Annotated in this window: 20 protein-coding genes; 10 read left to right on the forward strand and 10 right to left on the reverse strand. The window is 73.3% G+C overall.

What is annotated here, in order from left to right:
* Nucleotides 1–105: 105 nt before the first annotated feature.
* A complete protein-coding gene (locus ACZ5CZ_RS09885; protein WP_468940955.1) occupies nucleotides 106–558 on the reverse strand; it encodes an SgcJ/EcaC family oxidoreductase in 453 nt (150 codons plus the stop codon).
* Nucleotides 559–648: 90 nt separating this feature from the next.
* Here ACZ5CZ_RS09885 and ACZ5CZ_RS09890 point away from each other — a divergent pair, with 90 nt between their 5' ends.
* Complete coding sequence (locus ACZ5CZ_RS09890; RefSeq protein ID WP_468940958.1) at nucleotides 649–1,152, forward strand: MarR family winged helix-turn-helix transcriptional regulator; 504 nt, start codon at nucleotides 649–651, stop codon at nucleotides 1,150–1,152.
* A gap of 30 nt (nucleotides 1,153–1,182) precedes the next feature.
* Here the strand turns inward: ACZ5CZ_RS09890 and ACZ5CZ_RS09895 are convergent, their stop codons facing one another.
* The gene (locus tag ACZ5CZ_RS09895; RefSeq protein ID WP_385842529.1) at nucleotides 1,183–1,599 is read right to left on the reverse strand and encodes a Zn-ribbon domain-containing OB-fold protein; all 417 of its coding nucleotides are present in this window, start codon (nucleotides 1,597–1,599) and stop codon (nucleotides 1,183–1,185) included.
* A 191-nt stretch (nucleotides 1,600–1,790) separates the two neighbouring features.
* Nucleotides 1,791–2,561, reverse strand: a complete 771-nt coding sequence (locus ACZ5CZ_RS09900; RefSeq protein ID WP_468940961.1) for a TetR family transcriptional regulator — start codon at nucleotides 2,559–2,561, stop codon at nucleotides 1,791–1,793.
* 206 nt (nucleotides 2,562–2,767) lie between these two features.
* On the opposite strand from ACZ5CZ_RS09900, the gene ACZ5CZ_RS09905 reads away from it, so the two are divergent.
* Both ACZ5CZ_RS09905 and ACZ5CZ_RS09910 read left to right on the forward strand, forming a co-directional pair.
* The gene (locus ACZ5CZ_RS09905) at nucleotides 2,768–3,592 is read left to right on the forward strand and encodes an ATP-grasp domain-containing protein (RefSeq protein WP_468940964.1); all 825 of its coding nucleotides are present in this window, start codon (nucleotides 2,768–2,770) and stop codon (nucleotides 3,590–3,592) included.
* A 95-nt stretch (nucleotides 3,593–3,687) separates the two neighbouring features.
* Nucleotides 3,688–4,161: a flavin reductase family protein gene (locus tag ACZ5CZ_RS09910; protein WP_385842532.1), complete on the forward strand. Its 474-nt coding sequence runs from the start codon at nucleotides 3,688–3,690 to the stop codon at nucleotides 4,159–4,161.
* Between the two features lie 87 nt (nucleotides 4,162–4,248).
* Here the strand turns inward: ACZ5CZ_RS09910 and ACZ5CZ_RS09915 are convergent, their stop codons facing one another.
* The 6 genes from ACZ5CZ_RS09915 to ACZ5CZ_RS09940 all read right to left on the reverse strand — a co-directional run bounded on the left by ACZ5CZ_RS09915 (nucleotide 4,249) and on the right by ACZ5CZ_RS09940 (nucleotide 13,972).
* A complete protein-coding gene (locus tag ACZ5CZ_RS09915) occupies nucleotides 4,249–6,669 on the reverse strand; it encodes a SpoIIE family protein phosphatase (protein ID WP_468940967.1) in 2,421 nt (806 codons plus the stop codon).
* 146 nt (nucleotides 6,670–6,815) lie between these two features.
* On the reverse strand, nucleotides 6,816–7,196 hold the full coding sequence (locus ACZ5CZ_RS09920) for a hypothetical protein (RefSeq protein WP_385842535.1): 381 nt from the start codon (nucleotides 7,194–7,196) through the stop codon (nucleotides 6,816–6,818).
* Nucleotides 7,197–7,640: 444 nt separating this feature from the next.
* Nucleotides 7,641–8,558 (reverse strand): MurR/RpiR family transcriptional regulator, encoded by a 918-nt coding sequence (locus ACZ5CZ_RS09925; RefSeq protein WP_385842790.1) that lies wholly within the window; start codon nucleotides 8,556–8,558, stop codon nucleotides 7,641–7,643.
* 78 nt (nucleotides 8,559–8,636) lie between these two features.
* A complete protein-coding gene (locus ACZ5CZ_RS09930) occupies nucleotides 8,637–10,319 on the reverse strand; it encodes a phospholipid carrier-dependent glycosyltransferase (protein ID WP_468940971.1) in 1,683 nt (560 codons plus the stop codon).
* 95 nt (nucleotides 10,320–10,414) lie between these two features.
* Nucleotides 10,415–12,322, reverse strand: coding sequence for a phosphatase PAP2 family protein (locus ACZ5CZ_RS09935; protein WP_468940974.1), 1,908 nt, complete (start codon nucleotides 12,320–12,322; stop codon nucleotides 10,415–10,417).
* Nucleotides 12,323–13,072: 750 nt separating this feature from the next.
* Nucleotides 13,073–13,972: a BadF/BadG/BcrA/BcrD ATPase family protein gene (locus ACZ5CZ_RS09940; RefSeq protein WP_468940976.1), complete on the reverse strand. Its 900-nt coding sequence runs from the start codon at nucleotides 13,970–13,972 to the stop codon at nucleotides 13,073–13,075.
* A gap of 282 nt (nucleotides 13,973–14,254) precedes the next feature.
* On the opposite strand from ACZ5CZ_RS09940, the gene ACZ5CZ_RS09945 reads away from it, so the two are divergent.
* From ACZ5CZ_RS09945 to ACZ5CZ_RS09965, 5 genes are all read left to right on the forward strand, one after another.
* Nucleotides 14,255–15,400, forward strand: coding sequence for an ROK family transcriptional regulator (locus ACZ5CZ_RS09945; RefSeq protein WP_468940979.1), 1,146 nt, complete (start codon nucleotides 14,255–14,257; stop codon nucleotides 15,398–15,400).
* A 272-nt stretch (nucleotides 15,401–15,672) separates the two neighbouring features.
* The gene (locus ACZ5CZ_RS09950) at nucleotides 15,673–17,004 is read left to right on the forward strand and encodes an ABC transporter substrate-binding protein (protein ID WP_468940982.1); all 1,332 of its coding nucleotides are present in this window, start codon (nucleotides 15,673–15,675) and stop codon (nucleotides 17,002–17,004) included.
* A 52-nt stretch (nucleotides 17,005–17,056) separates the two neighbouring features.
* Entirely contained in the window at nucleotides 17,057–18,028 is a 972-nt protein-coding gene (locus ACZ5CZ_RS09955; RefSeq protein WP_468941423.1) for a carbohydrate ABC transporter permease, read from the forward strand.
* A 19-nt stretch (nucleotides 18,029–18,047) separates the two neighbouring features.
* On the forward strand, nucleotides 18,048–18,923 hold the full coding sequence (locus ACZ5CZ_RS09960; protein WP_468940985.1) for a carbohydrate ABC transporter permease: 876 nt from the start codon (nucleotides 18,048–18,050) through the stop codon (nucleotides 18,921–18,923).
* 6 nt (nucleotides 18,924–18,929) lie between these two features.
* Nucleotides 18,930–20,759, forward strand: coding sequence for a hypothetical protein (locus ACZ5CZ_RS09965; RefSeq protein WP_468940987.1), 1,830 nt, complete (start codon nucleotides 18,930–18,932; stop codon nucleotides 20,757–20,759).
* Nucleotides 20,760–20,771: 12 nt separating this feature from the next.
* On the opposite strand, the gene ACZ5CZ_RS09970 is transcribed toward ACZ5CZ_RS09965, so the two are convergent.
* On the reverse strand, nucleotides 20,772–21,416 hold the full coding sequence (locus ACZ5CZ_RS09970; RefSeq protein WP_385842546.1) for a nucleoside/nucleotide kinase family protein: 645 nt from the start codon (nucleotides 21,414–21,416) through the stop codon (nucleotides 20,772–20,774).
* An 85-nt stretch (nucleotides 21,417–21,501) separates the two neighbouring features.
* Between ACZ5CZ_RS09970 and ACZ5CZ_RS09975 the strand changes: the two genes are divergently transcribed.
* Nucleotides 21,502–22,242 carry an HAD family hydrolase gene (locus ACZ5CZ_RS09975; protein WP_385842547.1) on the forward strand — a complete coding sequence of 247 codons (741 nt, stop codon included), beginning with the start codon at nucleotides 21,502–21,504 and terminating at the stop codon, nucleotides 22,240–22,242.
* The gene (locus ACZ5CZ_RS09980; RefSeq protein WP_468940991.1) at nucleotides 22,239–24,593 is read left to right on the forward strand and encodes a glycoside hydrolase family 65 protein; all 2,355 of its coding nucleotides are present in this window, start codon (nucleotides 22,239–22,241) and stop codon (nucleotides 24,591–24,593) included. Before ACZ5CZ_RS09975 ends, ACZ5CZ_RS09980 begins: the two co-directional genes overlap by 4 nt.
* Nucleotides 24,594–24,954: the final 361 nt, after the last annotated feature.

Below are 24,954 nucleotides of genomic sequence, written 5' to 3' on the forward strand. Positions count from 1 at the left end.
AACTGGATCCTCAGGAAGCGCGGCATGGCATCAAGGGCGGCCCGGAGGTGACGAGTAGGCGAACTTCCGGGAGGCCCGCAGTGCGCGATGCCGCAACGCCCGGTTTCATCGTCCGGCGGCCGGGACCAGGCCGGGGGCGAACCGGTAGGAGACCGCCTCCATCAGCGGCTTGCGCTTGGTGTTGTGGAAGGCCGCGATGCGCCACCTGCCGTCCTGCTGCCGGACCAAGGTGTAGGTCTGGATCTTGCTGAGCTTCCGTGGCCGGTCGCCCTTGTAGGTGTCGCCGCGCCCGTTCACCACGGCCACGTCCGGCCCGGGGAACCGCACGGAGAGGACCTCGTCCGCGAGCTCGGTGCCCTTGAGGAAGGTCGTGAACAGGGTGCGGTGACTCTCCACGATGTCCTGGCGGCCCTGGTAGAAGGTGCCGACGTAGGTGACGTAGGTGGCGTCTTCGGTGAACAGCTCGCCGTATGCGTCGGCGTCGTGCCGCGCCCATGCGGCGACGAGTTCGTCCAGCACGGAGGTGACCGCGGCGGTGTCATGGGTGAGGGCGGGCATGGTGGAAGACCCCCTTTGGCTACACTGAGAGCAGATTCTGAATCTGTGCAGTATCTGCATGCGTGCAGATAAATTTACGAGAGGACTCCCGTGACGGCAACCCCCTTGGGCGGCGGGGACGAGCAACTGATCTTCCGTCAGTACCTGGACGCAGTAGGCCTCCAGGGCCTGGCCAGCGCGGAAGCCGCTGGAATGCACACCTCGGAGTGGTACGCGCTCAGTCTGATCGCTCTGGAAGGCGGTCTCACCTCAGGTGAACTCGCCACGCGGACCGGGCTCACCACCGGTGCCACCACCCGCCTGATCGACCGCCTTGAACGGGCCGGGTACGCGCGCCGCGCCGCGGACCCCGAGGACCGCAGGCGCGTCATCGTGGAGCCGGTCCCGGACGCGCTCACCCGTATCGAGGAGGTCGTCGGCCCCGCCCGCCGCCATATCGCCGAGGTCCTGGCCCGCTACACCCCGGAACAGCGCAGGCTGCTCTTCGACTACTTCGAGCACGCCGCTCCCGCCTTCCGGGCGGCCACCGAGGAGATCCGCAAGGCCATGGCTCCGAAGCGCAGAAGGGCCGCCCCGGACAGGGGCGGCCACTGACGGCGAGGATGTGTGTGTGGTGGGGGGCTGTCAGGTCCAGGCCCGGTACGGCTCGTCCAGCAGCTGGAAGACCGGCTCCCCGCGGACCGGGTCCTTCGCGGTGGACAGCCGCACCCGGTCGCCGCTGTGGATCCCGACCGGCGGGCCCATCACCCGGCCCCGGACGACGAACCCCTCGGCCATCTCGATCAGCGACACATTGCGCGCCGCCGGGGTGTTGCGGTGCACCACGGTCGAGTGCCGCACCGTGCCGATGCCCTCGCTGCGTTCGGTGCGCAGGTCGCTGCCCTGGCACACCGGACACAGCAGCCGGTGGTACATCGCGGTGCCGCACCAGGTGCAGCGCTGGAAGAGGATGGCGTCCCTGGAGTCCACGGAAGCGGGTTCGAGCACCCCCGCCGCGGAGCCGGCCGCCGACTGTGAGATGTCTGCTGAGTGGTGGTACACGCTGGTCAACTCCCTGCGCTCGGCCGGAATCCCGCGTGCCCGGCGCGCCCCGCGCACGCGTGTGCGCGGTTGCTGTGCCACCGTGCACGCCGACAGCGTATGGCACTCAGTGTCACTCGTAAAGGCACTGCGTACCCCGAATTGGCGGGAAAGCATCGCACCCCGCCGCCCGACGGCCGGGCGGGGGCCGCTCAGCCGCGGCCGAGCACCGCCTCCAGCTCCTGCACCGCCCGCCACAGCGGCGCGTCCCGGCGGGCGACCAGCACCACGACGTCGTCGGAGCGCCCCGCCGGTCCCTCCTCCGGCACCGGGAGGATCCGCAGCGGCGCCGGACCGCTCGGCGCCTCCGGCGACTTCGCTGCCCGCGGGGCGCGGCCGAACGTCCGCTGCACATAGCCGAGCGCATGGTCCACCGCCGCGGCCGCGTCGCCCTTGCCGTCCGAGCGCAGCCAGGACCGCAGCGCGTTGTTGTGCGCGGCGACGACGGCGGCCGCGACGACGTCCGCGCGCAGCGTCCCGTCGGGCGCGCCGGCGAACCGCCCGCGCAGATACTCGGCCAGGGCGCGCTCGTACCGCCACACCACCGACAGCTCGTACGCGCGCAGGCCCGGCACCTTCTTGGTGAGGCGGTAGCGCTGCACCGAGAACGTGGGGTTCTCGGCGTACATCCGCAGCACCACCCGGGCCGCGTCGCACACCCGCCGCACCGGCTCCTGGTCCGCCGTGCTCCCGGCGAGAAACGCGGTCATGTCGGCCAGACAGCGCTCGTGGTCGGGGAAGACCACGTCCTCCTTGGAGGGGAAGTAGCGGAAGAACGACCGCCGGCCGACCCCGGCCAGCGCCACGATGTCGTCCACCGTGGTCTGCTCGTATCCGCGTTCCATGAAGAGCTGGAACGCCGCCGAGACCAGGGCGTCCCGCATCGGCGGCTTCGCGGCCGGCGCCGCGCTGCTGGTGCTCATGGCGGGAACGTAGCACCCGGGCCGGAAATGTGACACTCAGTGCAGCTCAGACCGTTGGTGTCAGGGAACTGAGTGCACTCTGCGTGCCGGTCCGGGCCCCGCCCGATCCCCTCGCCGTGCTGCGACGTAACCTTTCCGCACCGCGCCGGCACCGGCCCCGCGGCATCCGACCCCGCCGACTCCGGCCGTGCCCGAGGAGATCCCGCATGCCCGCCGCCCGCCCCCGACTGCTCTACGTCACCGACCTGGCGTACCAGGCCCGCGGGCGCCGCTACTGCGACGAGGACATCCTCCTCACCTCCCGGCTCCGCGCCCACGCCGACCTGGCCCTGTGTCACCCGCTGGACGCCGCCGCGCTGATGGACGGCTACGACGCCGTCGTGGTCCGCAACAGCGGTCCCGTGCTCGGCTACCAGAAGGAGTGCGACGCCTTCCGCGCCCGGGCGCTGGACAGCGGCACCCGCGTCTACAACCCGCTCACCGGCAAGGCGGACATGGCCGGAAAGCAGTACCTGCTCGACCTCTGCGCCGCGGGCTTCCCCGTCATCCCGACCGTCGACCGGACCGAGGACCTGCACCGGCTGCCGTCCGTCGAGCGCTATGTGGTCAAGCCCCGGCTCGGCGCGGACTCCCTCGGCCTGCGCATCGTCCCCGCCGACGGGATCGCCGCGGCCGTCACCGGTGAGGTGCTGATCCAGCCCTGGATCGACTTCACGTACGAGGTGTCGTTCTACTTCGTGGACGACGACTTCCAGTACGCCCTGTACGCCCCCGACCCGCAGCGCCGCTGGGAGCTGAGGCCGTACCCGGCGACCGCCGCCGACCTGGAGTTCGCCCGGCGCTTCATCGACTGGAACGACCTCGGCCACGGCATCCAGCGTGTCGACGCCTGCCGCACCGCCGACGGCGGCCTGCTCCTGGTCGAGCTGGAGGACCTCAACCCCTATCTGTCCCTGGACGCCCTGCCGGAGGAGGACCGCGAGGCGTTCGTCGCGGCGTTCACGGCGTCCGTGAGCCGGTTCGTGCGGTGACCTCGGCCGGCCCGCGTTGCGGCGAGTGCCGGGCGCACCGGCGTCCGATGTGATGAGCTGGGACGGACACCAAGGGACGCGGAGCGGAGGCGGGCATGGACGGCTTCTTCGGCCGGCTGGACCCGGACATGTGCGTGGTGACGGCCGTGGCCGGCGGCGAGCGCGCGGGCTGTCTGGTCGGCTTCGCCTCCCAGTGCTCCATCCAACCGCCCCGGTTCACCGTGTGGCTGTCCAAGGCCAACCGCACCTACCGGGTCGCGCGCGCCGCCCACTTCCTCACTGTGCATCTGCTCACCCGTGACCAGCGCGACCTCGCGGAGCTGTTCGGCGGCGAGACGGGGGACGAGGTCGACAAGTTCGCCGGGCTGGACCTGCGGGAAGGACCCGGCGGGGCGCTCGTCCTCGCCGATGTGGCGGCCTGGTTCGTCGGCACCGTCCTGCACCGCACCGACGGCGGCGACCATGTGGGCCATGTCCTCGACCCCGTGGAGTGGGGCGGCGGGCGGAGCGGGCCGCTGCTGCGGCTGTCCGACGCGATCACCATCGACGCGGGCCACCCGGCGGACTGACCGGACACCGACACCTCCGACCGGGCCACGGCACATACCCGAGGACCGGCCCACGGCACATACCCACGACACCCCGGCAGGCAGACGCTAGGCGTCCGCCTCCATGTCCGTCGCGCCGGGCAGCGGCACCCTGATGTCCACCACGCACACATCGTCCCGGCGCTCGTCCGCGAGCATCGAGGTGAGCACGGCGTCGAGGGAGCCGCCGGCGCCGTGGTCATGGGTGCGGACCGCCTCGGCCAGCCGGGCGAAGCCCGCGTCCAGATCCTCGCCAGGGCGCTCCACCAGACCGTCGGTGTAGAGCAGCAGCCGGTCCCCGGGCTCCAGGCGCAGCTCCGCCGACTCGTAGACGGGCGCCCCGGTCGCGCCGAGCAGCACGCCGGCGGGGCGGGCGAGATAGCGCACCTCGCCGCCGCGCACGAGCAGCGGTGGCGGATGCCCGGCCTGCGCCCAGGCCAGGACCTGCCGCTCGGGGTCGTAGCGGGCCAGCACCAGGGTGGCGGTGGTCTGGCTGTCCCGGGAGTGCAGCAGCAGCTGGTTGAGCCGGGCCAGCGCGCCGGTCAGCGAGGAGCCGGTGCTGATCATTCCCTTGGCGGTGAACCTGAGCTGGGCCATGGTGGCCACGGCGTCGATGCCGTGCCCCGCCACGTCGCCGACCACGAACAGCGCGCAGTCGTCGGGCAGTTCGACGGCGCTGAACCAGTCGCCGCCGACATGGATCCCGGACTGCGCGGGCAGATAGGACACCTCGACCCGGAGCCCGGCCCGCCGTACCGGCTTGCTGGGCAGCGGAAGCAGCGCGTGCTGCAACCGGGCCGCCAGGGCGCGCTCGGCCTGGAGCACACCGCGCTGGAGCAGCATCGCCCGTTCGCTCTCCACCAGCGCGAGTTCGGCGCTGCGCTGCGCGGTGAGGTCCTGGACGAAGCCATGCACCTCGACCGGGGTGCCGTCCGGCTCGGTGACGGCCTCGGCGACCAGCCGCAGATGCCGGACGCCCGCCGCGCCCTGGATGCGGAACGGCACATCGAACGGGTGGCCGTGGCCGGCCAGTTCGGCGATCGCGTGGGCCAGCGGGCCGGAGTCCTCCGGCAGCGCGAGATCCGGCAGCCGTTCCAGGGGGAGCGGCCCCTCGGCGGTGCTCCGGCCGAGCACCGTGTACGCCTGCGCGGACCACGAGATCTCCTGGGTGACCAGGTTCCAGTTCGCCCAGCCCAGATTGCCGAGCCGCTGCACGTCGGCGAGGCGCTGCGCCTGCCGGACCGCCGGGTCGTGCCGTACCCAGGACACCAGCAGACCGTCGCCGAGCCGGGCGGCGCGCACCGAGTAGGTGGCGGTCACCGGCACACCCTCGAACACATCGTGGTAGGCGAACGGCTCGCTCTCGAACGGCACTCCGGTGTCGAGCACCCCGAGATACCCGCGCCACAGCGGCTCGCCCGCCACCGACGGGTAGCTCTCCAGGATGTGCTTGCCGACCAGGTCCCGCCCGGTCCGGCCGAACACGTCGACCGCCTCCGGGGTGGCGGCCTCGATGCGGTAGTCCTCCACCTCGCCGGAGGCGCTGCGCACCGGGGTGAGCAGCACGGCCGCGCCGGGAGTCGCGTCGAGCACCGCCTGCACGGCCGGGAAGGCGTCCGTGACGGCCCGCTCCCGCGGCGCGTCGAAGGCCTGGAGCCGGCCCGCGCACAGCCGGGCCACGGCCCGCAGCAGCTCCCGCTCGCGCGGCTGGAACGGCCCGCCGTGCCGGCGCAGCACCCCGAGGGCGACCTGCGCGGTGTTCCCGGCGGGCACCGGCAGCCAGGCCCGGCTGGGCCAGCGCTCGGGCGGGTCCCCGATGAGCCGGTACCGCTCGCGGTACTCGGCGAGGTCCTCCAGCCAGCGCGGCTCACGGGCCCGCAGGGCGTCGAAGGGGGCCATCTCGCTCCCCGCGGGCGCGTGCTGCCACTGGATGGCCAGGGTCGTTTCGATGCCGGCATGGCCGATCAGCTCGAGCCCGCCTCCGGCCACCTGTTCGTAGAGGAGTACGGCGTCGGCGCCCGCCCGCGGTGCCAGGTGGTCCAGCAGGCACGCGGCGAGTTCGCCCGGCGAGCCGACCTTGACCAGGTCCCGGCCGAGGCGGCCCAGGACGTCGGCCAGATCGGCGCTGGCGGCGGGCGACGGATCCCAGGGGCCGGAGGGCGGCACCGGCTGTGCGCCGACCGCGGACGTGGGCGCGGGTGGCGATGCGGGTGCCGTGGGCGGCAGCAGGGCGCCGAGGGTGAGCCAGCACTGCTCGAGGAGTGTGCGGTGGCCGCTCCTGGCGCGCCGGAGGAGTTCCTCGTGCGCCGCGTCCGGTGTGCACCCGTTGAGGGCCATCAGGACACCCTTGGCCCGCTCCAGGATCGCGGAGGCGGCAGCGCGGTCCCGCAGCCGTTCCAGCTCCGCGCGCTGCCGGGCCACGACCTGGGCCAACGCCACCGGATCGGCGCCGGTGCCCGGGTCGATCGGGGGGACGGACTCGCTCGTCACGCGACGAGCATTGCACACCTCGGGCCCTCCGATCACCGGTCCGCTGGTTCCGTACGGTGCCCACCCGCCGAAGATCGAATCACAGGGCGTCGAAACCGGCCGCACAGCGCCCGACGGATTCCCGGTCCTTCTCGTAAAAGACCAGTTCAGCGGCTATGCCCCCGGCCGACCAGGGCGTCGGTGACCGCGCGCACACTGCGCGCGATGTGCTGGAGCTGAAGAACCTCGGCGGCGTACAGCTTGATCGTGTGCTCGATGACCGACTCGGGCAGCCCGAGCATGGGCAGTTCGGCGCGTGCCGTCTGGAGCGCGGTCCGCGCCACCCGGATCTCCTGCTGGACCTGGAGCTGGGCGTGCCGGGCGAGCAGGACCGGGTGCCGGATCAGGGCCGGGTAGCTGGCGTAGCGCGCGGGGATCAGCTCCCGCAGCCACTTGGCCGCCGAGCGCTCCCAGTCGTAGCTGCCCGGTGTCTTGACCTGGCAGGGCCAGTCGGGGCTGATGCGCGTGCGCGTGCTGGTCAGGGTCATGGTGAATCGCTTCCGGTGTGCGGCGTCGTGAGGGTGGTCCGACGGGTGGGGCGGCCCCGGCCTAGGGGAGGGCCGGGGCCGCCACGGGCGCATCGCGATGCGCCCCGGCACACCCCGGGCGCCGACGTGGGTAGGGGACGGCGGCTGGGGGTGTCCGTGCGGGGTCCCCGGACGCGGCGGACCGGCGCTGCGGGAGGGCTTGCATGCGCATGAGCGGTCCGTCGGCTTTCTCGGGGCGGTGTGCGAGCGGTGGGTCCGCGGGGTGCGGAACGGCCGGGGGTGAGCCGGGCCCGATCCGCTGAGCAGTATTTATATATACCGTCTGGTTTGCAAGACGTATGAAAACATTCATGCTCGATCTGTGGTGAAAGATCCCGGTCCAGGAGGGGGAGGACCGCAAGATCTTCACGCTTGCCGGGCGGCCGGCGGAAGCATCGGGGCGGATCAGTCGCGCAGGAAGAACTGGTGCTGCTCGTTGAGCTGTTCGTACTTCTCCAGGCGGGCCTGGGTGCGCTCCGGGTCGGCGTCGGTCATCGCCTGGAGCAGCGCGGCGGCCAGCACGTTGGGCGCGGCGTAGGAGTCGAAGACCAGACGCGCCCCGGTGCCGGTGGCGAAGGTGATGTCGGCCTCGTCGGCCAGCGGGCCGAGCGCCAGATCGGTCACCAGGGCCACCTTCAGGCCGGCGTCGCGCGCCACCCGGACCGCTTGCAGGGTCTCCTGCGAGTGCCGGGGCATGGCGAAGGCCAGCACCCAGCTGCCGCCGGCCTCACGGGCCTGGAGCAGGGCGTCGTAGGCGACGCTCCCGCCACGGGTCACCAGCCGTACGTCGGGGTGGATACGGCGGGCCGCGTACCCGAAGTACTCGGCCAGCGACTCCGAGATCCGCAGTCCCAGGACGGTCAGCGGGGTCGACCGGGACAGCTCCCGGCCGACCCGGATGACCCGGTCGGGGTCGGCGAAGTCGCGGCGCAGGTTCTCCAGGTTCTGGATCTCGTGGTCGACGGCCGCCTGGAGCTCGTTGGCGCGGTCCACCTCGCCGGGCCCGCCGGCCAGACTGCTCAGCGCGATCGACTGGAGCTTCTCGCGCAGCGCCGGATAGCCGCTGAAGCCGACGGCGGCGGCGAACCGGGTGACGGACGGCTGGCTGACCCCGACCCGGTCCGCCAGCTCGGTGATGGACAGGAACGCGGCCTCGGTGATGTGCTCGATCAGGTACTGGGCGATGCGCCGCTGCCCCGGCGACAGACGCGGGCCGTCGAAGAGTTCCCGCAGCCGGGAGGTCGGGGCGGGCTCGGCCTCGGGCGCCGTCTTGCCCGAAGTGATCGCTGATGCCTGTGCGCGGGCCTGCTGCGGCGAGGGCACCGGTCCGTCTCCTTTGTCTGCCACGAACACTCAACATAGCTCACCGAGCGCCGTGACCAGGGGGGTGAGCGACCCGGCTCACCTGCGGTAGAGGCTGATCGAATGACCCACGTCACCCACCGGCCGGCTGCTCGCGAGCAGCCGGGCGAGGGTGCCCCGCGCCTTGGCGACCGCCGAGTCCGACACCACCAGCAGCCCGTGCACCCGCTCCGGCGGCACCCCGCGCGGGTCCTCGGCGCGGATGCCGTAGTACGACGGCACCCCGCTGCCCTTGTAGACCAGCCACACCCGCTCACCCGGGTACCGGGTGCGCAGCCGGTCGGCGAGCCGGCCCAGGTCCTGGCCCCAGTCCACGTTGGAGTCGTGCAGCACCCGGTGGGTGCCCGCCGGGCCGCCGAACGCCTCGTTGGAGTACGGCAGGTAGTACGGGAACGTCCCCAGCGAACTCACCGCCGTGCACAGCACCAGGACGGCCGTCGCCCCGGTGGCCCAGCGCCGGCGCGGCACCCGCAGACAGGCCGCCGCCACCGCGAGGGACATCGGCACGAACAGCGCGTACCGGGTCCCGAAGTCCCGGGTGCTCGTCATCGCCGCCGCGAGCAGCACCAGCGGCGGCAGCAGCAGATAGGGCGCCGAGGGCCGCAGCCGCCGTACCGCGACGAGCGCCACCGCGCCGGCCAGGCCCACCGCCAGCAGCCCGAGCGGGGTCTTCACCAGCAGCGCGGCCGGCAGGTAGTACCAGAGCGGGCCGGTGTACAGATGCCCGAACAGATAGCCCTGCCACGGCTGGTTCTCCAGCCCGAACTGCACCCGCATCCCGGCCCGGTAGGCGGGCGGCACCGGCATCAGGTCCACCAGCAGCGCGTGCAGCCCGTGCAGGACGGGCACCGGTTCGGCGGGGGAGAACCGCAAGCGGGGATCGACCGCGAGATACGACACCCAGACGACGGCCAGGGCGACCACCAGTGCGACCCCCGCACCGGCGGCCGCGGCCCGCAGCCGGCGCCGTCGGCCGCCCGCCGGAGAGACCTCCCGGTCCGCCGCCACGGCCGACACCGCCGCCAGCAGCATCAGGACCGGCACCGCCGGCAGGGCGTTCATCTTGGTGGCCACCGCCGCCCCGAGAGCCGCCCCGCTGAGCGGCAGCCAGCGGCCCGGACGGCGCCGGGCCCGCAGGGCCAGCCAGGCGGAGGTCAGCACGAAGCCGGCCGCCGGGACGTCCAGGGTGGCCAGGGAGCCGTGGGCGACCAGGTCCGGTGAGAAGGTGTACAGCGCGAGCGCGGTCAGCCCGCCCACCGGGCCCGCCAGGTCGCGTGCGAACGCGAACGCGACCAGCCCGAACAGCAGCGTCAGCACGATCACCGGCAGCCGCGCCCACAGCATCAGCCGCCAGGGGTCGTTGCCGGACTCGTACAGCAGGTGCCGGCCCACGTCCCCCTGGGTGCCGGGGTACGACGGGTCGTAGTGCGGGTCGGCCACCGCCACACCGGCCGCGATCAGCAGCTTGCCGAGCGGCGGATGCTCGGGGTTGTAGCGCAGCCGGTGTTCGTGGAGGTAGTCGGTGGCCGTCGCGACGTACACCGGCTCGTCGATGGTGGGCGTCTGCCGGACCGCGGCCGTCACCATCACGGCCGCCATCTGGGCCAGCAGCAGGGCCACGAGCACCGGCACCGCCCAGCGTCTGGGTGCCCGGGGGAGCGGCCGTACCGGATCCTGCGCCGGAGCCCGGTCGGCCAGGAGCGTGTGCTGTGCGTGCGTCATCGTCCGCCCCGCGGTGGCACCGGCCGTACGGCGGCGGGAGCGAGCGGGTACCGGGCCATCGCCCTACTGTCGCACCGCTCCCGCCGTCCGGGGCGTCACCGCTTCACGAGTCGTACCGACAGACCCTCTGCCGTGTACACCGGTACGGCCCGCAGGCTGCCGGAGTTCACCTCGATGCGGTCGAACCGCCCGCGCAGCCGGGGCGCGTCGAGCACCGGCAGCGTGCAGCCCTCGGCCGGCGGCCGTGCGGTGCCCAGCCGCAGCGACAGTACGGCCGCACCGCCCAGCACGGCCAGGTGCCGGACCGTCAGCGGGGCCTTGCCGCCGGCGCTCAGGGTGACCGCGAGCGTGCCCGCCGCCTGCGCGTAGGCGCCGCGCACCCGCAGCCGTCCGGCCACCTCCAGCGTGCCGTCCGCGACCCGCACGTCCCCGTGGCCGAGGGCGCCCGCGGAGCCGGCGACCAGGGTGCCCGCCGCCAGCACGGTGCCGCCCGTGTAGTGGTTGCGGCCGGTCAGCGTGAGCGTGCCGGTGCCCTGCTTGGTCAGGCCGCCGCGGCCGCCGATGTCGTTGCGCCAGCTGTCGGCCGCCGAGAAGCCGCCGGCCGCCGCGTCCAGCGTCACGGTGACGTCCGTGTCGAAGGCGCCGTAGCCGTCCGCCGCGGCGAACAGGTCCAGCCGGCCCCACTGTTCGAACCCGTCCAGCAGCACATACCCGGACGGCAGCCCCGTGGTCCGCAGCACCTCGCGACGCTGGTCCGCGGTGAGATACGGCAGCCGGGTCTCCAGCAGCACCTCCGCGCCCTTCGGCACGGTCAGCGGCACATCGCGGCCCTCCCGCTCCAGGACGTACGTCAGCCTCGGCCGCACCGCACACCGGTTGGCGTCCCGGTCGGCGTACGGGTCGTCGGCGGGGTGCGCGTAGGCGTACAGGGTGTCGGCGGTGGTGCCGGTCCGCGCGGTGAAGTAGCCGAGCGCCTGGGCGCGGGCCGCCGTCTTCAGCTCCGCGTTGGCCGGGTCGGCGAGCGTGGCCGCGGCGAGGGCGGTCGCCATGATCCGGCCGCCGATCACGTCGACGGGGCTGTGCATGCCCGCCACGATCCGGGTGTGGCTCAGCTCCGACGCGCGGGTCACCAGTTCCTGGAACCGCTCCGGTACGGCGTAGGCGTACGCCAGCGCGGCCAGGTGGAAGGCGTTGGTGTGCCCGCTCGGGAAGCCGCCGTCGTCGGCGGGGGAGGTGCCGCGCTGACGCAGCAGCTGCGGGGCCACGACCACCTCGGAGTCGTACACCGGGAAGCCGAACGCGTCCGTCGCACCGGTGTCGACGACCCCGCTGTCCTCCGTCATCCGCCACGGCCGCGGGTACGCGTAGGCGTACTTGGAGGGGTTGCCGGAGGCGTACGGGCCGCGGACCGTGTCGACCAGCTCGGCGACCTTGCCGAGGTCCGAGTCGTGCGCGCCCGCGCCGAGCGCCGAGCCCGCCGGGGCGTCCGCGGGGACGGCGTCGTTGACGGTGCTCGCCGGGGTGCCGTCGGGCGCGCTCGTGATCGACGTGACCGCCCGGGCGCCCGCCCGGTACAGGCCGGCGAGCGGGCCGAGTCCCGCGATCAGCGCGTAGCTCTGATGCTGGCGGTCGTAGAGGAACGCCTCCTTGGCCTCTTCGCCGGTGCGTTCGCGGGTGATCCGGGCGCAGTAGCGCATGTTGGCGCGCAGCACCTCCGGGCGCAGCGGGGCGCCGGAGTCCCAGGTGGAGCCGGTCTTCCACACCTCGGCGAAGCCGTCGAGGACACGGACCACCGCGTTGGTCTCGGCGGTCCGGTTCGCGGGGACGTTGGTCCGGTAGTCGTCCACGAAGGCCGCCGGGGCGGTCGCGGCCTTCGCGTCGGCCGCCGGCAGCCACACGGCGACGGCCGGTGCGGCGAGCACGCCCGCCGACGCGGCCAGCGAGGTCGCGAGGAACCGGCGCCGGTTCGGTACGGAGGATCGGTGACCGGCGGAAGACGGCATGCCTGTGCCTCTCGGAAGCGGTCCACGGCAACGCCCGGCCGGATGTGCCGGGTTGTGCGATCCCGTGGAGAAGGGGGCGGAAGAGCGGGAACGGATACATGAGTAGGACCGGGGTGTGTCACCGCGGGGAGGCCGCGGTGACGGGTGGTGGTGCGGCAGGTGAACGCGCGGCGCGGAACACACACGAACGCGCTGACCCGCACACCGCAACGCCGACGAGGGCGGCGGTCGGCTGCACGGGGGCGTATGTGCCGGTGTCCTCGCGCGGAGGTGTGCTGGGCGTGCCGGTGCGGCACAGGGCAGCGGGCTGCCCGGTGTGCGGCGCCTCCCTGCGGCGTATGTGCCGGTGCGGCGCATGGAAGCGCGGTGGTTCGCTGTGCGGCGCGCCTCCGCGGGCGCGGCTCGCCCGTGGCGGCGTATGTGCGGGTGCCCTCGCGCGGAGGTGTGTCGGACTCGACCGCGAGGCATGGCGGCGGGCTGGCCAGTGTGCGGCGCCTGCGTGCGGTGGCCGTGCCGGTGCCCTCGCGCGGAGATGCGCCGGACGCGCCGGTGCGGTGCGTGGAAGCGCGGTGGTTCGCTGCGCGGCGCCTCCGCGGGCAGCGGCCCGCCGTACGGCGGCGCATGTGCCGGTGCCCTCGCGCAAAAGATGTGCTGGACGCGCCGGTGCGACACATGGCAGCGGCCACTGCTCGGAGGTGTGCTGAACGCTCCGGCGCCACCGCGTCGAAACCCTCCGCGAACACAGCCCGTTCACAGCAGCGAACGCGCCAGCGCCACCGCGCCGTCGACCGGCGGCACCCGCAGCCGCTGCGGCCGTGTGCCCGGCAACTCCTGGGCGAGCGCGGCGGTGAGCGCGTCGTACAGTCGCGGCTGGGACAGGATCGTGCCGCCGGCGACCACCACGTCGTCGGCCGCCGCGCCGCGCTCCGCGAGCCGGACGACGAGTCCGGCGAGGGCGCGGGCCGCTGCGGCGATCACCTCGGCGGCGAGGAGCGAGCCGGCCTCCGCGGCGGCGAAGACGGCCGGGGCGTGCCGTCCCCACTCGGCGGACTGGTCGGTGGCGCGCTCCAACGCGGCCCCCAGTGCGGGCACTTCGGGCACGTGGAAGGCGTCGGTCAGGGCCGCCGCCAGCGCGTCGGGCGGTTCACCGCGGTCATGGGCCGCCCAGCAGGCGCGGGCGGCCTCCCGGACGAGCCCGGCCGCGCCGCCCTCGTCGCCCAGGACCGCGCCCCAGCCGCCGACCTGGACGGTCGTGCCGTCGGGGCGCCGGCCCACCGCCACCGAGCCGGTGCCGGCGACCAGACCGACACCCTTGTCCAACCCGGCGGCGGGGACGAGGAGTTCGGCGTCGCCCACGACCCGTGCGGGGGCGTCGAAGTGGAGGTGCAGCGCGTCGCGGATCCGCGCGCACTGGCCCGCCGTCTCACAGGCGTGGCCGCCCACGGCCAGGGCCGCCGGCCGGGTGCCCGGGGGCAGCGCCTCGGCGACCAGCCGGGCCAGCCAGCCGGCGGCGGCCACGGGGTCGTGCGGCCGCCAGCCGCTGCTCGGGCGGACGTGGTCGGCGACCAGGGCGTCCCCCGCGACGGCGCGGAGCTGTGTCTTGGTGCCGCCCACGTCGATACCGACCCGGAGCGGCGTCACATCCTGCACGGGACCTCTTTCGTCGGTGCGGGAAGGCGTGTGACGGCGGGCGAACCGTGCCTGGCGGAACAGGGATACGAGCGGTCGGGAAGCCCCGGGACGGGCCTCGGGCGGAGCACGGCAGGCGAGTACCGTGAAGTTCGTTAGGAAGTTAACTAACGAAGTACAGTGCGTCAAGAGGCGTTCGCGTCCGCACGCCCAGGGCCGGCGGGCGCCACGCCGGGCATCCCCGTGCCGCGTCCCCGAGGCGCCCCACTCCTCGGCGGCGGGCCGTGATCTGTGGGAGAACCGTTGGAACACGACGTGGTGGCGGCCCCCCGCCTGACCGAGAGTGCGGGCGCGGTCTTCGCCGTACTGGCCCGGGCGGGCACCGCGACCCGGCCGCAACTCGCCGCGCTGGCCGGCCTGTCCAAGCCGACGGTGTCGCAGGCCGTCGCGGAACTGGAGAGCGCCCGGCTCGCCGGACGCTCCGGCACCGCCTCCAGCGGCACCGGCCGCACCGCGGCCGTCTACCGCCTCGGACCGGACGCCGGCGCCGTCCTCGCCGTCGACCTCGGTCCCGCCCGCACCCGGGTGCGCGGCTGCGCCTTGGACGGCACGCTGCTCGCCGAGGCCGCCGGCACCCGAGAGGACGCCGCCGACGCCGTACGCGAGGGTCTCGCCGCGCTGCCCGCGGGCACCCCGCTGCGCAGCGTCGTCGTCGCCGTCGGCGATGTCATCACGCCGGGGAAGGACGGCACCGGGATGCGCCCGGCCACGGCCAAGGCGGGCCCCGTCTTCGACGCCATGGCCGTGGCCCTGCCCCCGGGCGTGCCGGTCCACCTGGAGAACAACGTCAACTGCGCCGCCCTCGCCGAACTGCATGAGGGCGCCGCCCGGGACCGGGACACCTTCGGCTATCTGCGGGTCGGCGTGGGCGTCGGCCTCGGCATCGTCATCGGCGGCCAGGTGCTGCGCGGGGCCAACGGCGCCGCCGGCGAGCTGGCCCGGCTGCCCTACCCCTGGGACACGGACCGCGCACCGCGCCTGGAGGCGCTGGAGGAGTACATCGGGGCGGATGCGCTGCTGCGCCGGGCCGCCGAGGCATGGCCGGACGCGGACGGCCCGTGTCCGGCCACCACCGAGCACCTCTTCGCCCTGGCCGGCCGGGGGAGCGCACCGGCCGGCGCCGTCGTCGCCCGGCACGCCGCCGACGTGGGCCGGATCGCCGCCGCCGTGGCCGCCGTACTCGACCCGGGACTGATCGTGCTCGGCGGCAGCACCGGCGCGGACCCCCTGCTGCTGCCCGGGGTGCGGGCCGAACTGGCGCGGCTGAGCTGGCCCACCGAGGTGGTCAGCAGCACGGTCGGGGAACTGGGCACCGTCGTGGGCGCCGCCCGGCTCGCGGTCGCCCGTGGAGTCCAAACCGTGACCCAGGCGGCGCGAAGGAAGGATTGACGGCCTCCGGCTCGTTCTGCCAATGTCCGGACAAGCGCTTTCCAGGGCCGGTCGGGATACCGGCTCCGGGTGCGCGTCCCGGCCGCACGCGAGCGTACGGCCACTGCGCGAGGGCGTGCTCGCGCGGTACCGGCCGAGGGCCGGGGACGCCACCCCGCACAGGCGGCGCGGCCGGGCGAGGCCGTGTCCCGCGAGGCGCTCCTTCCCCCGTACCTGCACCCGGGCCGCGCCGATCGGCCGGGGATCCGTCACGCACCATCAGGGAGGACCCGGTGGGTCACCAGATCTCGCGCAGAACCCTCTTCCGCACCGCGAGCGGCCTCGCCGCCGCAGGCGCCCTCGGCCCGGCGCTCACCGCCTGCGCCGGCGGCACCGGAGCGGGCAGCGACAGCGGCAGGCTGACCATGACCTGGTGGGGCAGCGACGAGCGGCACGCCGCCTACAAGAAGGCCCTCGCCGCCTTCGAGAAGAGCCACCCGAAGATCCCGATCGAGACCCGCTACTCGGGCTACGACGGCTACTTCGACAAGTTCAACACCCAGGTCGCCGGCGGCAGCGCCCCCGACCTGCTCCAGATGGACACCGCGCTGGTCGCCCAGTACGCCCGCAAGGGCATCCTCGCCCCGCTCGACTCCTACGTCGGCAAGACCCTGGACCTGACCGGCTTCTCCAAGACGCTGCTCGCCGCCGGCACCGTCGACGGCAAGCTGTACGGCGTGCCGTCCGGCATCGGCGTCAACCAGCTCACCGTCAACCGCAGCGGCCTGGAGAAGCTCGGCCTGAAGCTGCCCGAGCCCGAGTGGACCTGGAACGACCTCAAGCAGATCGCCGTCCAGGTCTACAAGAAGAGCGGCGGCCGGACCTACGGCGTCGACGACGGCGGCGGCTCCACCCTCCAGTGCTTCGAGATCTTCGCCCGGGAGAAGGGCCAGCCCTTCTTCTCCGACGACGGCAAGAAGCTCGGCTTCACCCCCGACACCCTCCAGGAGTGGTGGGAGTTCTGGGCCGGGATGCGCAAGGACCACGCCTCGCCGCCGCCCGCGGTCACCTCCGCCGCGCACAACGACCTCACCAAGAACGCGGTCGTCATCGGCAAGGCCCTGTTCACCTTCGACTCCGGTGTCTACGGCGCCGGCGGCGCCATCACCGACGCCCAGCTGGACTTCCTGCCCACCCCGCAGGGCGACTGGAGCGGCGCCCGCGAGGGCAACTTCGTCAACGGCGGCGTGCTGCTGAGCGCCACCAAGGCGAGCAAGAAGGTCGCCGACTCGGTGAAGATCATGAGCTTCTTCGCCCAGGACCCCACCGCCATCAAGGACATGCAGCTGTACCGCGGCATCCCGCCGACCGAGAAGGCCCGTTCGCTGATCTCCGCCGGGCTGGACGAGACCGACAAGCGGAACATGGCGATGGCCGACTACCTCTCCCGGCGGGTGGCCAAGGCCACCGACGCGCTGCCCGCGCCCGTCCCGCCGCCCAAGGGCGCCGACCAGATCTGGGACCTGCTGTTCCAGTCCAACCTGGCCGTCGCCTTCGGCAAGAAGACCATCAAGGCGCAGCTGAGCGAGTTCTTCGACCAGGCGCAGTCGATCCTCGCGGGCTGACCGCCCGCCCCGCACACATCAGGCACCGGGAGAGGCCAGGGAGAAGATGAGCATGACCACCGCCCGCACCGACGAGGCCGTGAAGGAGGCGCCGACGGCCGCCGCCGACCGGCGCGAGCGCGAACGGATGCGCCGCCGGGCCGCCGGCCGGCGCGGCGGAGGATGGTGGCCGTACCTGTTCCTGGCCCCCTGGTTCGCCGGCCTGTTCGGGCTGACGGTCTACCCGATGCTGGACTCCCTCTATCTGTCCTTCACCGACTTCGACCTGCTCACACCCGCGCGCTGGATCGGCGCCCGGAACTACACCCACATGTTCACCGACGACCCGGTCTTCTGGGACTCGGTGCACGCCACCCTGCTGTACGTCCTGGTCTCCGTGCCGCTGAAACTCGCCCTCGCGCTCGGCGTGGCGATCCTGCTCAACCGCCCGCTGAAGGGCATCGGCGTCTACCGGGCCGCCTTCTACCTGCCCTCGCTGCTCGGCGGCGCGGTGGCCATGGCGATCGTATGGCGGCAGGTGTTCGGCGGGGACGGCCTGTTCAACGACGTCCTCGGCTGGTTCGGCATCAAGGGCCAGGACTGGATCTCCAGCCCCGACACCTCGGTCTACACCCTCGTCCTGCTCGCCGTCTGGCAGTTCGGCACCCCGATGGTCATCTTCCTCGCCGGACTCAAGCAACTGCCCAAGGACGTCTACGAGGCCGCGGCGATCGACGGCGCCGGAACGTTCACCCGCTTCTTCCGGATCACCCTGCCGCTGCTCACCCCGATCGTGTTCTTCAACGTGGTCCTCCAGATCATCGACGGGTTCAAGACCTTCACCCCCGCCTACGTGGTGAGCAACGGCACCGGCGGACCGCTCAACTCGACCATGCTCTACTCCCTGTACCTGTACAAGAAGGGCTTCACCGACCTCCAGATGGGCTACGCCTCGGCGCTGGCCTGGGTGCTGTTCCTGGTCATCGCGGGCTTCACGGCGGTCAACTTCGTCGCCGGCCGTTACTGGGTCCACTACGACGACTGAGCGAGGAGTCCGTCCGATCATGTCCGCCCTCACCCCGAGCGCGCCGCCGCACAAGCTCCGCCTGCTCACCGGCCCCCGCCGCATCCTGCTGCACACCCTGCTCATCGGCGTGGCCCTGGTCATGCTCTACCCGCTGCTGTGGATGCTGAGCAGCTCCCTCAAGCCCGACACCGAGATCTTCACCCACCCCGGGCTGGTCCCGCACCACCTGCACCCCGGGAACTACGCCGAGGGCTGGAGCGGCTCCGGCAACTCCTTCTCCCTCTACATCACCAACTCGCTGATCGTCACGATCGGCGCGGTGATCGGCAACGTCCTCTCCTGCTCGCTGGCCGCCTACGCCTTCGCCCGCTTCGAGTTCCGGGGCAAGAGGATCTGGTTCGGGCTGATGCTCGGCACGCTCATGCTGCCCATGCAGGCCACGCTGATCCCGCAGTACACGATCTTCTACAACCTGACCTGGATCAACACCTTCCTGCCGCTGATCGTCCCCAAGTTCCTCGCCACGGACGCCTTCTTCATCTTCCTGATGGTGCAGTTCATCCGCTCCATCCCGCGCGAGCTGGACCAGGCGGCGATGATGGACGGCGCCAACCCGCTCCAGATCTACGTCAGGATCATCCTGCCGCTGATGAGGCCGGCGCTCGTCACCACGACCATCTTCACCTTCATCTGGACCTACGACGACTTCCTCAGCCAGCTCGTCTACCTCCAGCAGAACGCCCGCTTCACCGTCCCGCTCGGCCTCACCCTCTTCCTGGACAAGACCAGCGGCTCCTCCTACGGCGCGATGTTCGCCATGTCGGCACTCGCCCTCGCCCCCACGCTCATCTGCTTTCTCGTCTTCCAGAAGAGGCTGGTGGAAGGCCTGGCCACCACCGGAATGAAGGGCTGATCCCGCGTGCACCTGCCCCACCAGCGCGGCCCGCTGCACGACCTGCCGGACACCCCGCAGGCGTACGACGCCGTCCTCGCCGACGTCACCGAGCAGGCCCTCGCCCGGATCACCCCCGAAGGCGGCCTGGAACACCCCGACGCCACCGACGACATCGGCGACACCTCCCTCGGCATCACCTCCCTGCTCGCCCTCGCCTGGCAGCGCGGCAGGGACCCCCGGCTGCCCGCCGCGGTCCGCCGCAGCCTCGCCTTCCACCTGCGCGCCCGCGTCTACACCGAGGACAACCCCGGCTACCCCAATCTGCGCCGGCGCGGCACAGGGCTGCCGTACGCGCGCTATGTGCTCGACGCGGGCGCGCACCCCATCGGCGACTGGCCCAGCACGGTGTGGGCGCTCCTCCAGGCCGTGAACGTCCTGGACGCCGCGGACGGCCTGCTCGACGACGGACAGCGCACCGAACTGCTGGAGCTGGCGCACGGGTACTGGCGCTGGCTCACCGAGGCCACCTTCTTCAACCCGCAGGCGGCGGGCAACCAGGCCATCGGCTGTGTGGTCGGCGGCCTGATGCTGGCCCGCCATCTCCCGCCCGGCGACGCCGAACCGGTCCGCGCCCGGGCCCTCGGCCTGTACACCGACGAGATCCGCGCCCACCGGGTCCGCGACCGCGGGGCCCTGCTGCCGCCCGAGCACGGCGGCGCCTACGACAACAACTACGGCCCCATCTCCCTGTCGTTCCTCGCCCAGGCCCACCGGGTCAGCGGCGCGGAGATGTTCGCCGAGGACGGCGACACCCTCGCCCGCTACCTGGACGCCCGGCTGACCTCCGGCGGCTACGACGTCGGCGGCCCCCGCTACAGCGAACAGCACTCCGGCTTCGAAGCCGTCCTCGGACTGCGCTACTTCGGCGCCCGCATCGGCGCCGACCTCGGCCGCTACCGCGGCGACAGCCGGTGGGGCCGGCACGCGGTCGGGCCCGACGGCGCCGTCGACGGGCACTTCGCCTTCATGCTGGTCTGGCAGATCCAGGACACCGCCCGCTGGCACCGCACCCCCTCCGCCGCACCCGTCCGCCACCAGCTGCGCTCGGGCAGGGTCTCGGTCGCCTTCGACAGCCGGATGACCCCCGCGCTGCTCGAAGCGGGCGGCACCTACTACCTGCCCGCCGCCGTCCACCGCCAGCACGGCTTCGGCCCGGTCACGGACGGCTTCCTGCTGTGCCGCCCGATGGGCGAGGTCCGGGTCCGGGACGTCCGCACCGCCGAACTCGCCGCGAAACTGGTCACCAAGCCCGTCGTCGGCCGGGACCATGTGCTGCGCCACATCCGCTCGCTGTACGTCACCGACGGCGTCCGGCTGTGGCTGACGGTCGCCGTGGAACGGCTCGACGGGACGCCGTACCTGCTGTCCGGCATGCCGTACGCCGCCGACGACGGCGACCGTGTGCGCCGTACCGCCGAGGGCGAGGTCGCCGCCGCGGCCGGGCTGCGCCTCACCCACCCGGAGCGCCCCGGCCCCGACCACTTCGACGCCCGCGCCGGACTCACCCAGGAACAGGCGGCGTTCGCGCTCGCCGCCGACCCGCGCGGCTACGGCGACCCGGACCAGGGCTGGACCCATCTGGTCTCCTCCACCGCCCTGGAGGCCGACCCGGCACCGGGCGCCCCACAGGGGCTGCACGTCTTCGCCGTCCGGTACGGCGAGCGCGGACCGTACACGCCCGTCCTCACGGCCGGACCCCGGGGACTGACCGTACGCACCGAGGCGTTCACGGCGCTGATCGGACACCCGGCCGGCGACGAGCGGGGGGAACCGGAACTGACCCTCGACCGCTGACCGCCGGGCCGCTCAGTACGCGAGGTCCCCGGTCGGCACCACCAGATCCGCCCGCTCCCGGGTCGTGGCGATCAGCTCGGCGTTGTGCTGGTCGGTGCCCAGCACCCAGGCCACCGCCGCCGCACGGTCCTTGCCGAACTCCTCGTGCCGGGCGATCAGCCGCCGGATCCGCTCCTCCTCGGGCATCTCGCAGAACCACACCTCGTCCAGACACGGCCGCACCCGCGCCCACGAACCCTCCGCCAGCAGCAGGTAGTTCCCCTCGGTCACCACCAGCCGGGCGGCGGCCGGCACCGGGATCGCACCCGCGAGCGGCTGCTCCAGCACCCGCTCGAAGCCCGGCGCGTACACCACCTCGCCGGTCTCCTCGCGCAGCCGCCGCAGCAGCGCCGCGTACCCGGCCGCGTCGAAGGTGTCCGGGGCGCCCTTGCGGTCCCGGCGGCCGAGCCGGTCCAGTTCGGCGTCCGCCAGATGGAAGCCGTCCATCGGGACATGCGCCGCAGGGCACCGCCCGTCGGCGTTCAGGGCGCGCACCAGGTGCTCCGCGAGCGTCGTCTTGCCCGCGCCCGGACTGCCCGCGATCCCGAGCAGGGCACGGCCACCGCCCCCGGCGAGGGAGCGGGCGCGGTCGAGGAGGTCGTCGAAGGTCAGCGGCACACAGCAGAGTGTGCCAGCAGCCGCCCACGGAACATGTGGCGTGCGCCACTCACTGGACGGCGCCCTGCGGGGAACAGTGCCCGGTATGAGTCAGCTCGGTCTGCCCGACACCATTCAAGCCTGCCTCTTCGACCTGGACGGGGTCGTCACCAAAACGGCGGTCGTGCACGCGGCCGCCTGGAAGGAGACGTTCGACGCGTTCCTGCGGGACCACGAGGGCCCGCGGGCCCGGCCGTTCGACCCGGTCGCCGACTACGACGAGTACGTCGACGGACGCCCCCGCGCCGACGGAGTGCGCGCCTTCCTCGCCTCCCGCGGCATCCACCTGCCCGAGGGCACCCCCGCCGACCCGCCGGACGCCCTCACCGTGCACGGGCTCGGCAACCGCAAGAACGAGCTGCTGCTGGAGAAGATCCGCACCGGCGGTGTCCAGGCCTATCCGGGCACCATCCGCTATCTCACCGCCGTGCGCGCCGCCGGGCTGGGCACCGCGATCGTCTCCTCCAGCGCCAACTGCCGGGACGTACTGCGGGCGGTCGACGCCGAGCACTACTTCGACGTACGGATCGACGGGGTGGTCGCCGCGGAACGGAACCTGCCGGGCAAGCCGCACCCCGACACCTTCCTCGCCGCCGCGCAGGAGCTGGGCGTCGCCCCGGAACACGCGGCCGTCTTCGAGGACGCGCTGGCCGGGATGGACGCCGGGCGCGCAGGCGGCTTCGGGTACGTCGTCGGCGTCGACCGGGTCGGCCAGAGCGACGCGCTGGCCGCGCACGGCGCGTCGGTCGTCGTCAAGGACCTCGCCGAGCTGGGAGGCGAACGGTGATCACCGACCGGTCGTACGCCGTCGAGCCCTGGGCCGTCCGCGAGACCGCCCTGAACCTCGACGTCCTCGCCCAGAGCGAGTCCGTGTTCGCGCTGTCCAACGGCCATGTCGGCTGGCGCGGCAACCTCGACGAGGGCGAGCCGCACGGCCTCCCCGGCAGCTACCTCAACGGCGTGCACGAGCTGCACCCGCTGCCGTACGCGGAGGCCGGCTACGGCTACCCCGAGTCCGGCCAGACGGTCATCAACGTCACCAACGGAAAGATCCTGCGGCTGCTGGTGGACGACGAGCCGTTCGACCTGCGCTACGGCCGGCTCGTCGGCCACGAGCGGGTGCTGGACCTGCGCCGCGGGGTGCTGGAACGCACCTGCGAGTGGACCTCCCCGGCCGGCTCCACGGTCCAGGTGCGCTCCACCCGGCTGGTGTCGCTCACCCAGCGGGCCGTCGCCGCCATCGCCTACGAGGTGCGGGCCGTCGACCGCCGCACCCGGGTGGTGATCCAGTCGGAGCTGGTCGCCAACGAGAGCCTGCCCGAGACCGCCGACGACCCGCGCGCCGCGATGGCCCTCCAGTCACCGCTGGAACCGGAGGACCACTTCGCCGCCGGCCACCGGCTGCGCCTCGTGCACCGCACCCGGCGCAGCGGCCTCCGGGTCGCCGTCGCCGCCGACCACGTCGTCAGCGGCCCGGAGCGCACCACCACCCGCAGCGAGAGCGGCACCGACGTGGCCCGGCTGACCGTGACCTCCGTGCTGGAGCCCGGACAGACGCTCCGGCTGGAGAAGCTGGTCGCCCACGGCTGGTCCGGCACCCGCTCACTGCCCGCGATGGCCGACCAGGTCGACGCCGCGCTCGCCGCCGCCGCGCACGACGGCTGGCCGGGCCTGCTCGCCGAACAGCGGGCCTGCCTGGACGACTTCTGGGACCGCGCCGACGTCGAGGTGGCGGGCGACGAGGAGATCCAGCAGGCCGTCCGGTTCGCGCTCTTCCATGTGTTCCAGGCCGGGGCCCGCGCCGAACAACGCGCGATACCCGCGAAGGGGCTGACCGGCTCCGGCTACGACGGGCACGCCTTCTGGGACACCGAGATGTTCGTCCTGCCGGTGCTCACCCACACCGCGCCGGCCGCCGTCGCCGAGGCGCTGCGCTGGCGGCACGCCACCCTCGACGAGGCCCGCGAGCGCGCGGCCCAACTCGGGCTCGCCGGGGCCGCGTTCCCCTGGCGGACCATCGCCGGCGCGGAGGGCTCGGCCTACTGGCCGGCCGGCACCGCCGCCTTCCACGTCAACGCCGGCATCGCCGACGCCGTCGTCCGGTACGTCGAGGCCACCGGCGACACCGACTTCGAGCGGGAGGCGGGCGTGGAACTGCTGGTGGAGACCGCCCGGCTGTGGCGCTCGCTGGGCCACCACGACGCGCACGGCGTCTTCCACATCGACGGCGTCACCGGCCCCGACGAGTACAGCGCGGTCGCCGACGACAACACCTACACCAACCTGATGGCCCGGCAGAACCTGCTCGCCGCCGCCGACGCCGTCGAACGCCACCCGCGCGAGGCACGGCGGCTCGGCGTGGACGAGGAGGAGAGCGCCGCCTGGCGGGACGCGGCCGGCGCCATGCACGTGCCGTACAACACCGAACTCGGCGTCCACGAGCAGCACGCAGGGTTCACCCGCTACCAGCGCTGGGACTTCGCCGGCACCCGCCCCGAGCAGTACCCGCTGCTGCTCCACTTCCCCTACTTCGACCTGTACCGCAAGCAGGTCGTGAAACAGGCCGACCTGGTGCTGGCCATGTACACGTGCGACGCCTGGTTCGCCGAGCGGTACGACGAGGAGCAGATCGCCCGGAACTTCGCCTACTACGAGCCGCTGACCGTCCGCGACTCCTCGCTGTCCGCCTGCTGCCAGGCTGTCGTCGCCGCGCGGACGGGCCATCTCGACCTCGCCTACGACTACACCGCCGAGGCCGCGCTGATGGACCTCCAGGACCTGGAGCACAACACCCGGGACGGGCTGCACATCGCGTCCCTGGCCGGTACCTGGATGGCGCTGGTGGCCGGGTTCGGCGGGCTGCGCAGGGCCGGCGAGCGGCTCCGGTTCGCGCCCCGGCTGCCCGAACGGCTGCACCGGCTCGCCTTCACCGTGCAGTTCCGGGGCCGCCGGCTGCGGGTCGACATCGGCGCCGACAAGACGGTGTACACGCTGCTGGACGGCCCGCCGCTCACCCTTCGCCACCATGACGAGCCGGTGACGGTGAGCTGCGGGGGACCGGCGGTGCGGGCGGTACCCCCCGCGGTCCGCCGTCCGGCCCCGGAGCAGCCCCCGCACCGGGCGCCGAACGGCGGCTGAGCACCGCCGGCGTCGCGCGCGGCCGTGCGCGCAGGGCGGCGACCGGACCGGGGCCGCCAGGGCCCGCGACGCCGGCAAGATCCGGAAGAAAGGCCTGGATCCCTCGGCCGGTCGGCCGACCGCTTCCCGGCAAACGGCCCGGAGCCGGGGTAGTTTGGCGGTGTTTCGCCGACTACGCGGGCGGGGGGTGAAGGATGGCCGGCAGCGGGCACGCCGCACGCGTCGGTCCGCGCCGCGCGCACCCGGCGGGGGCCTCACGGGGGCGGGAGTGGTTGCACGGTGCCGTCGTACGCCCCGGCCGGGGCCTCGGCCGGGACGAGACGGTCACGCTCACCCGGGCCGGGGCCGTTCCCACCGCGTT

This window comes from Streptomyces sp. NPDC031418 (assembly GCF_055581605.1).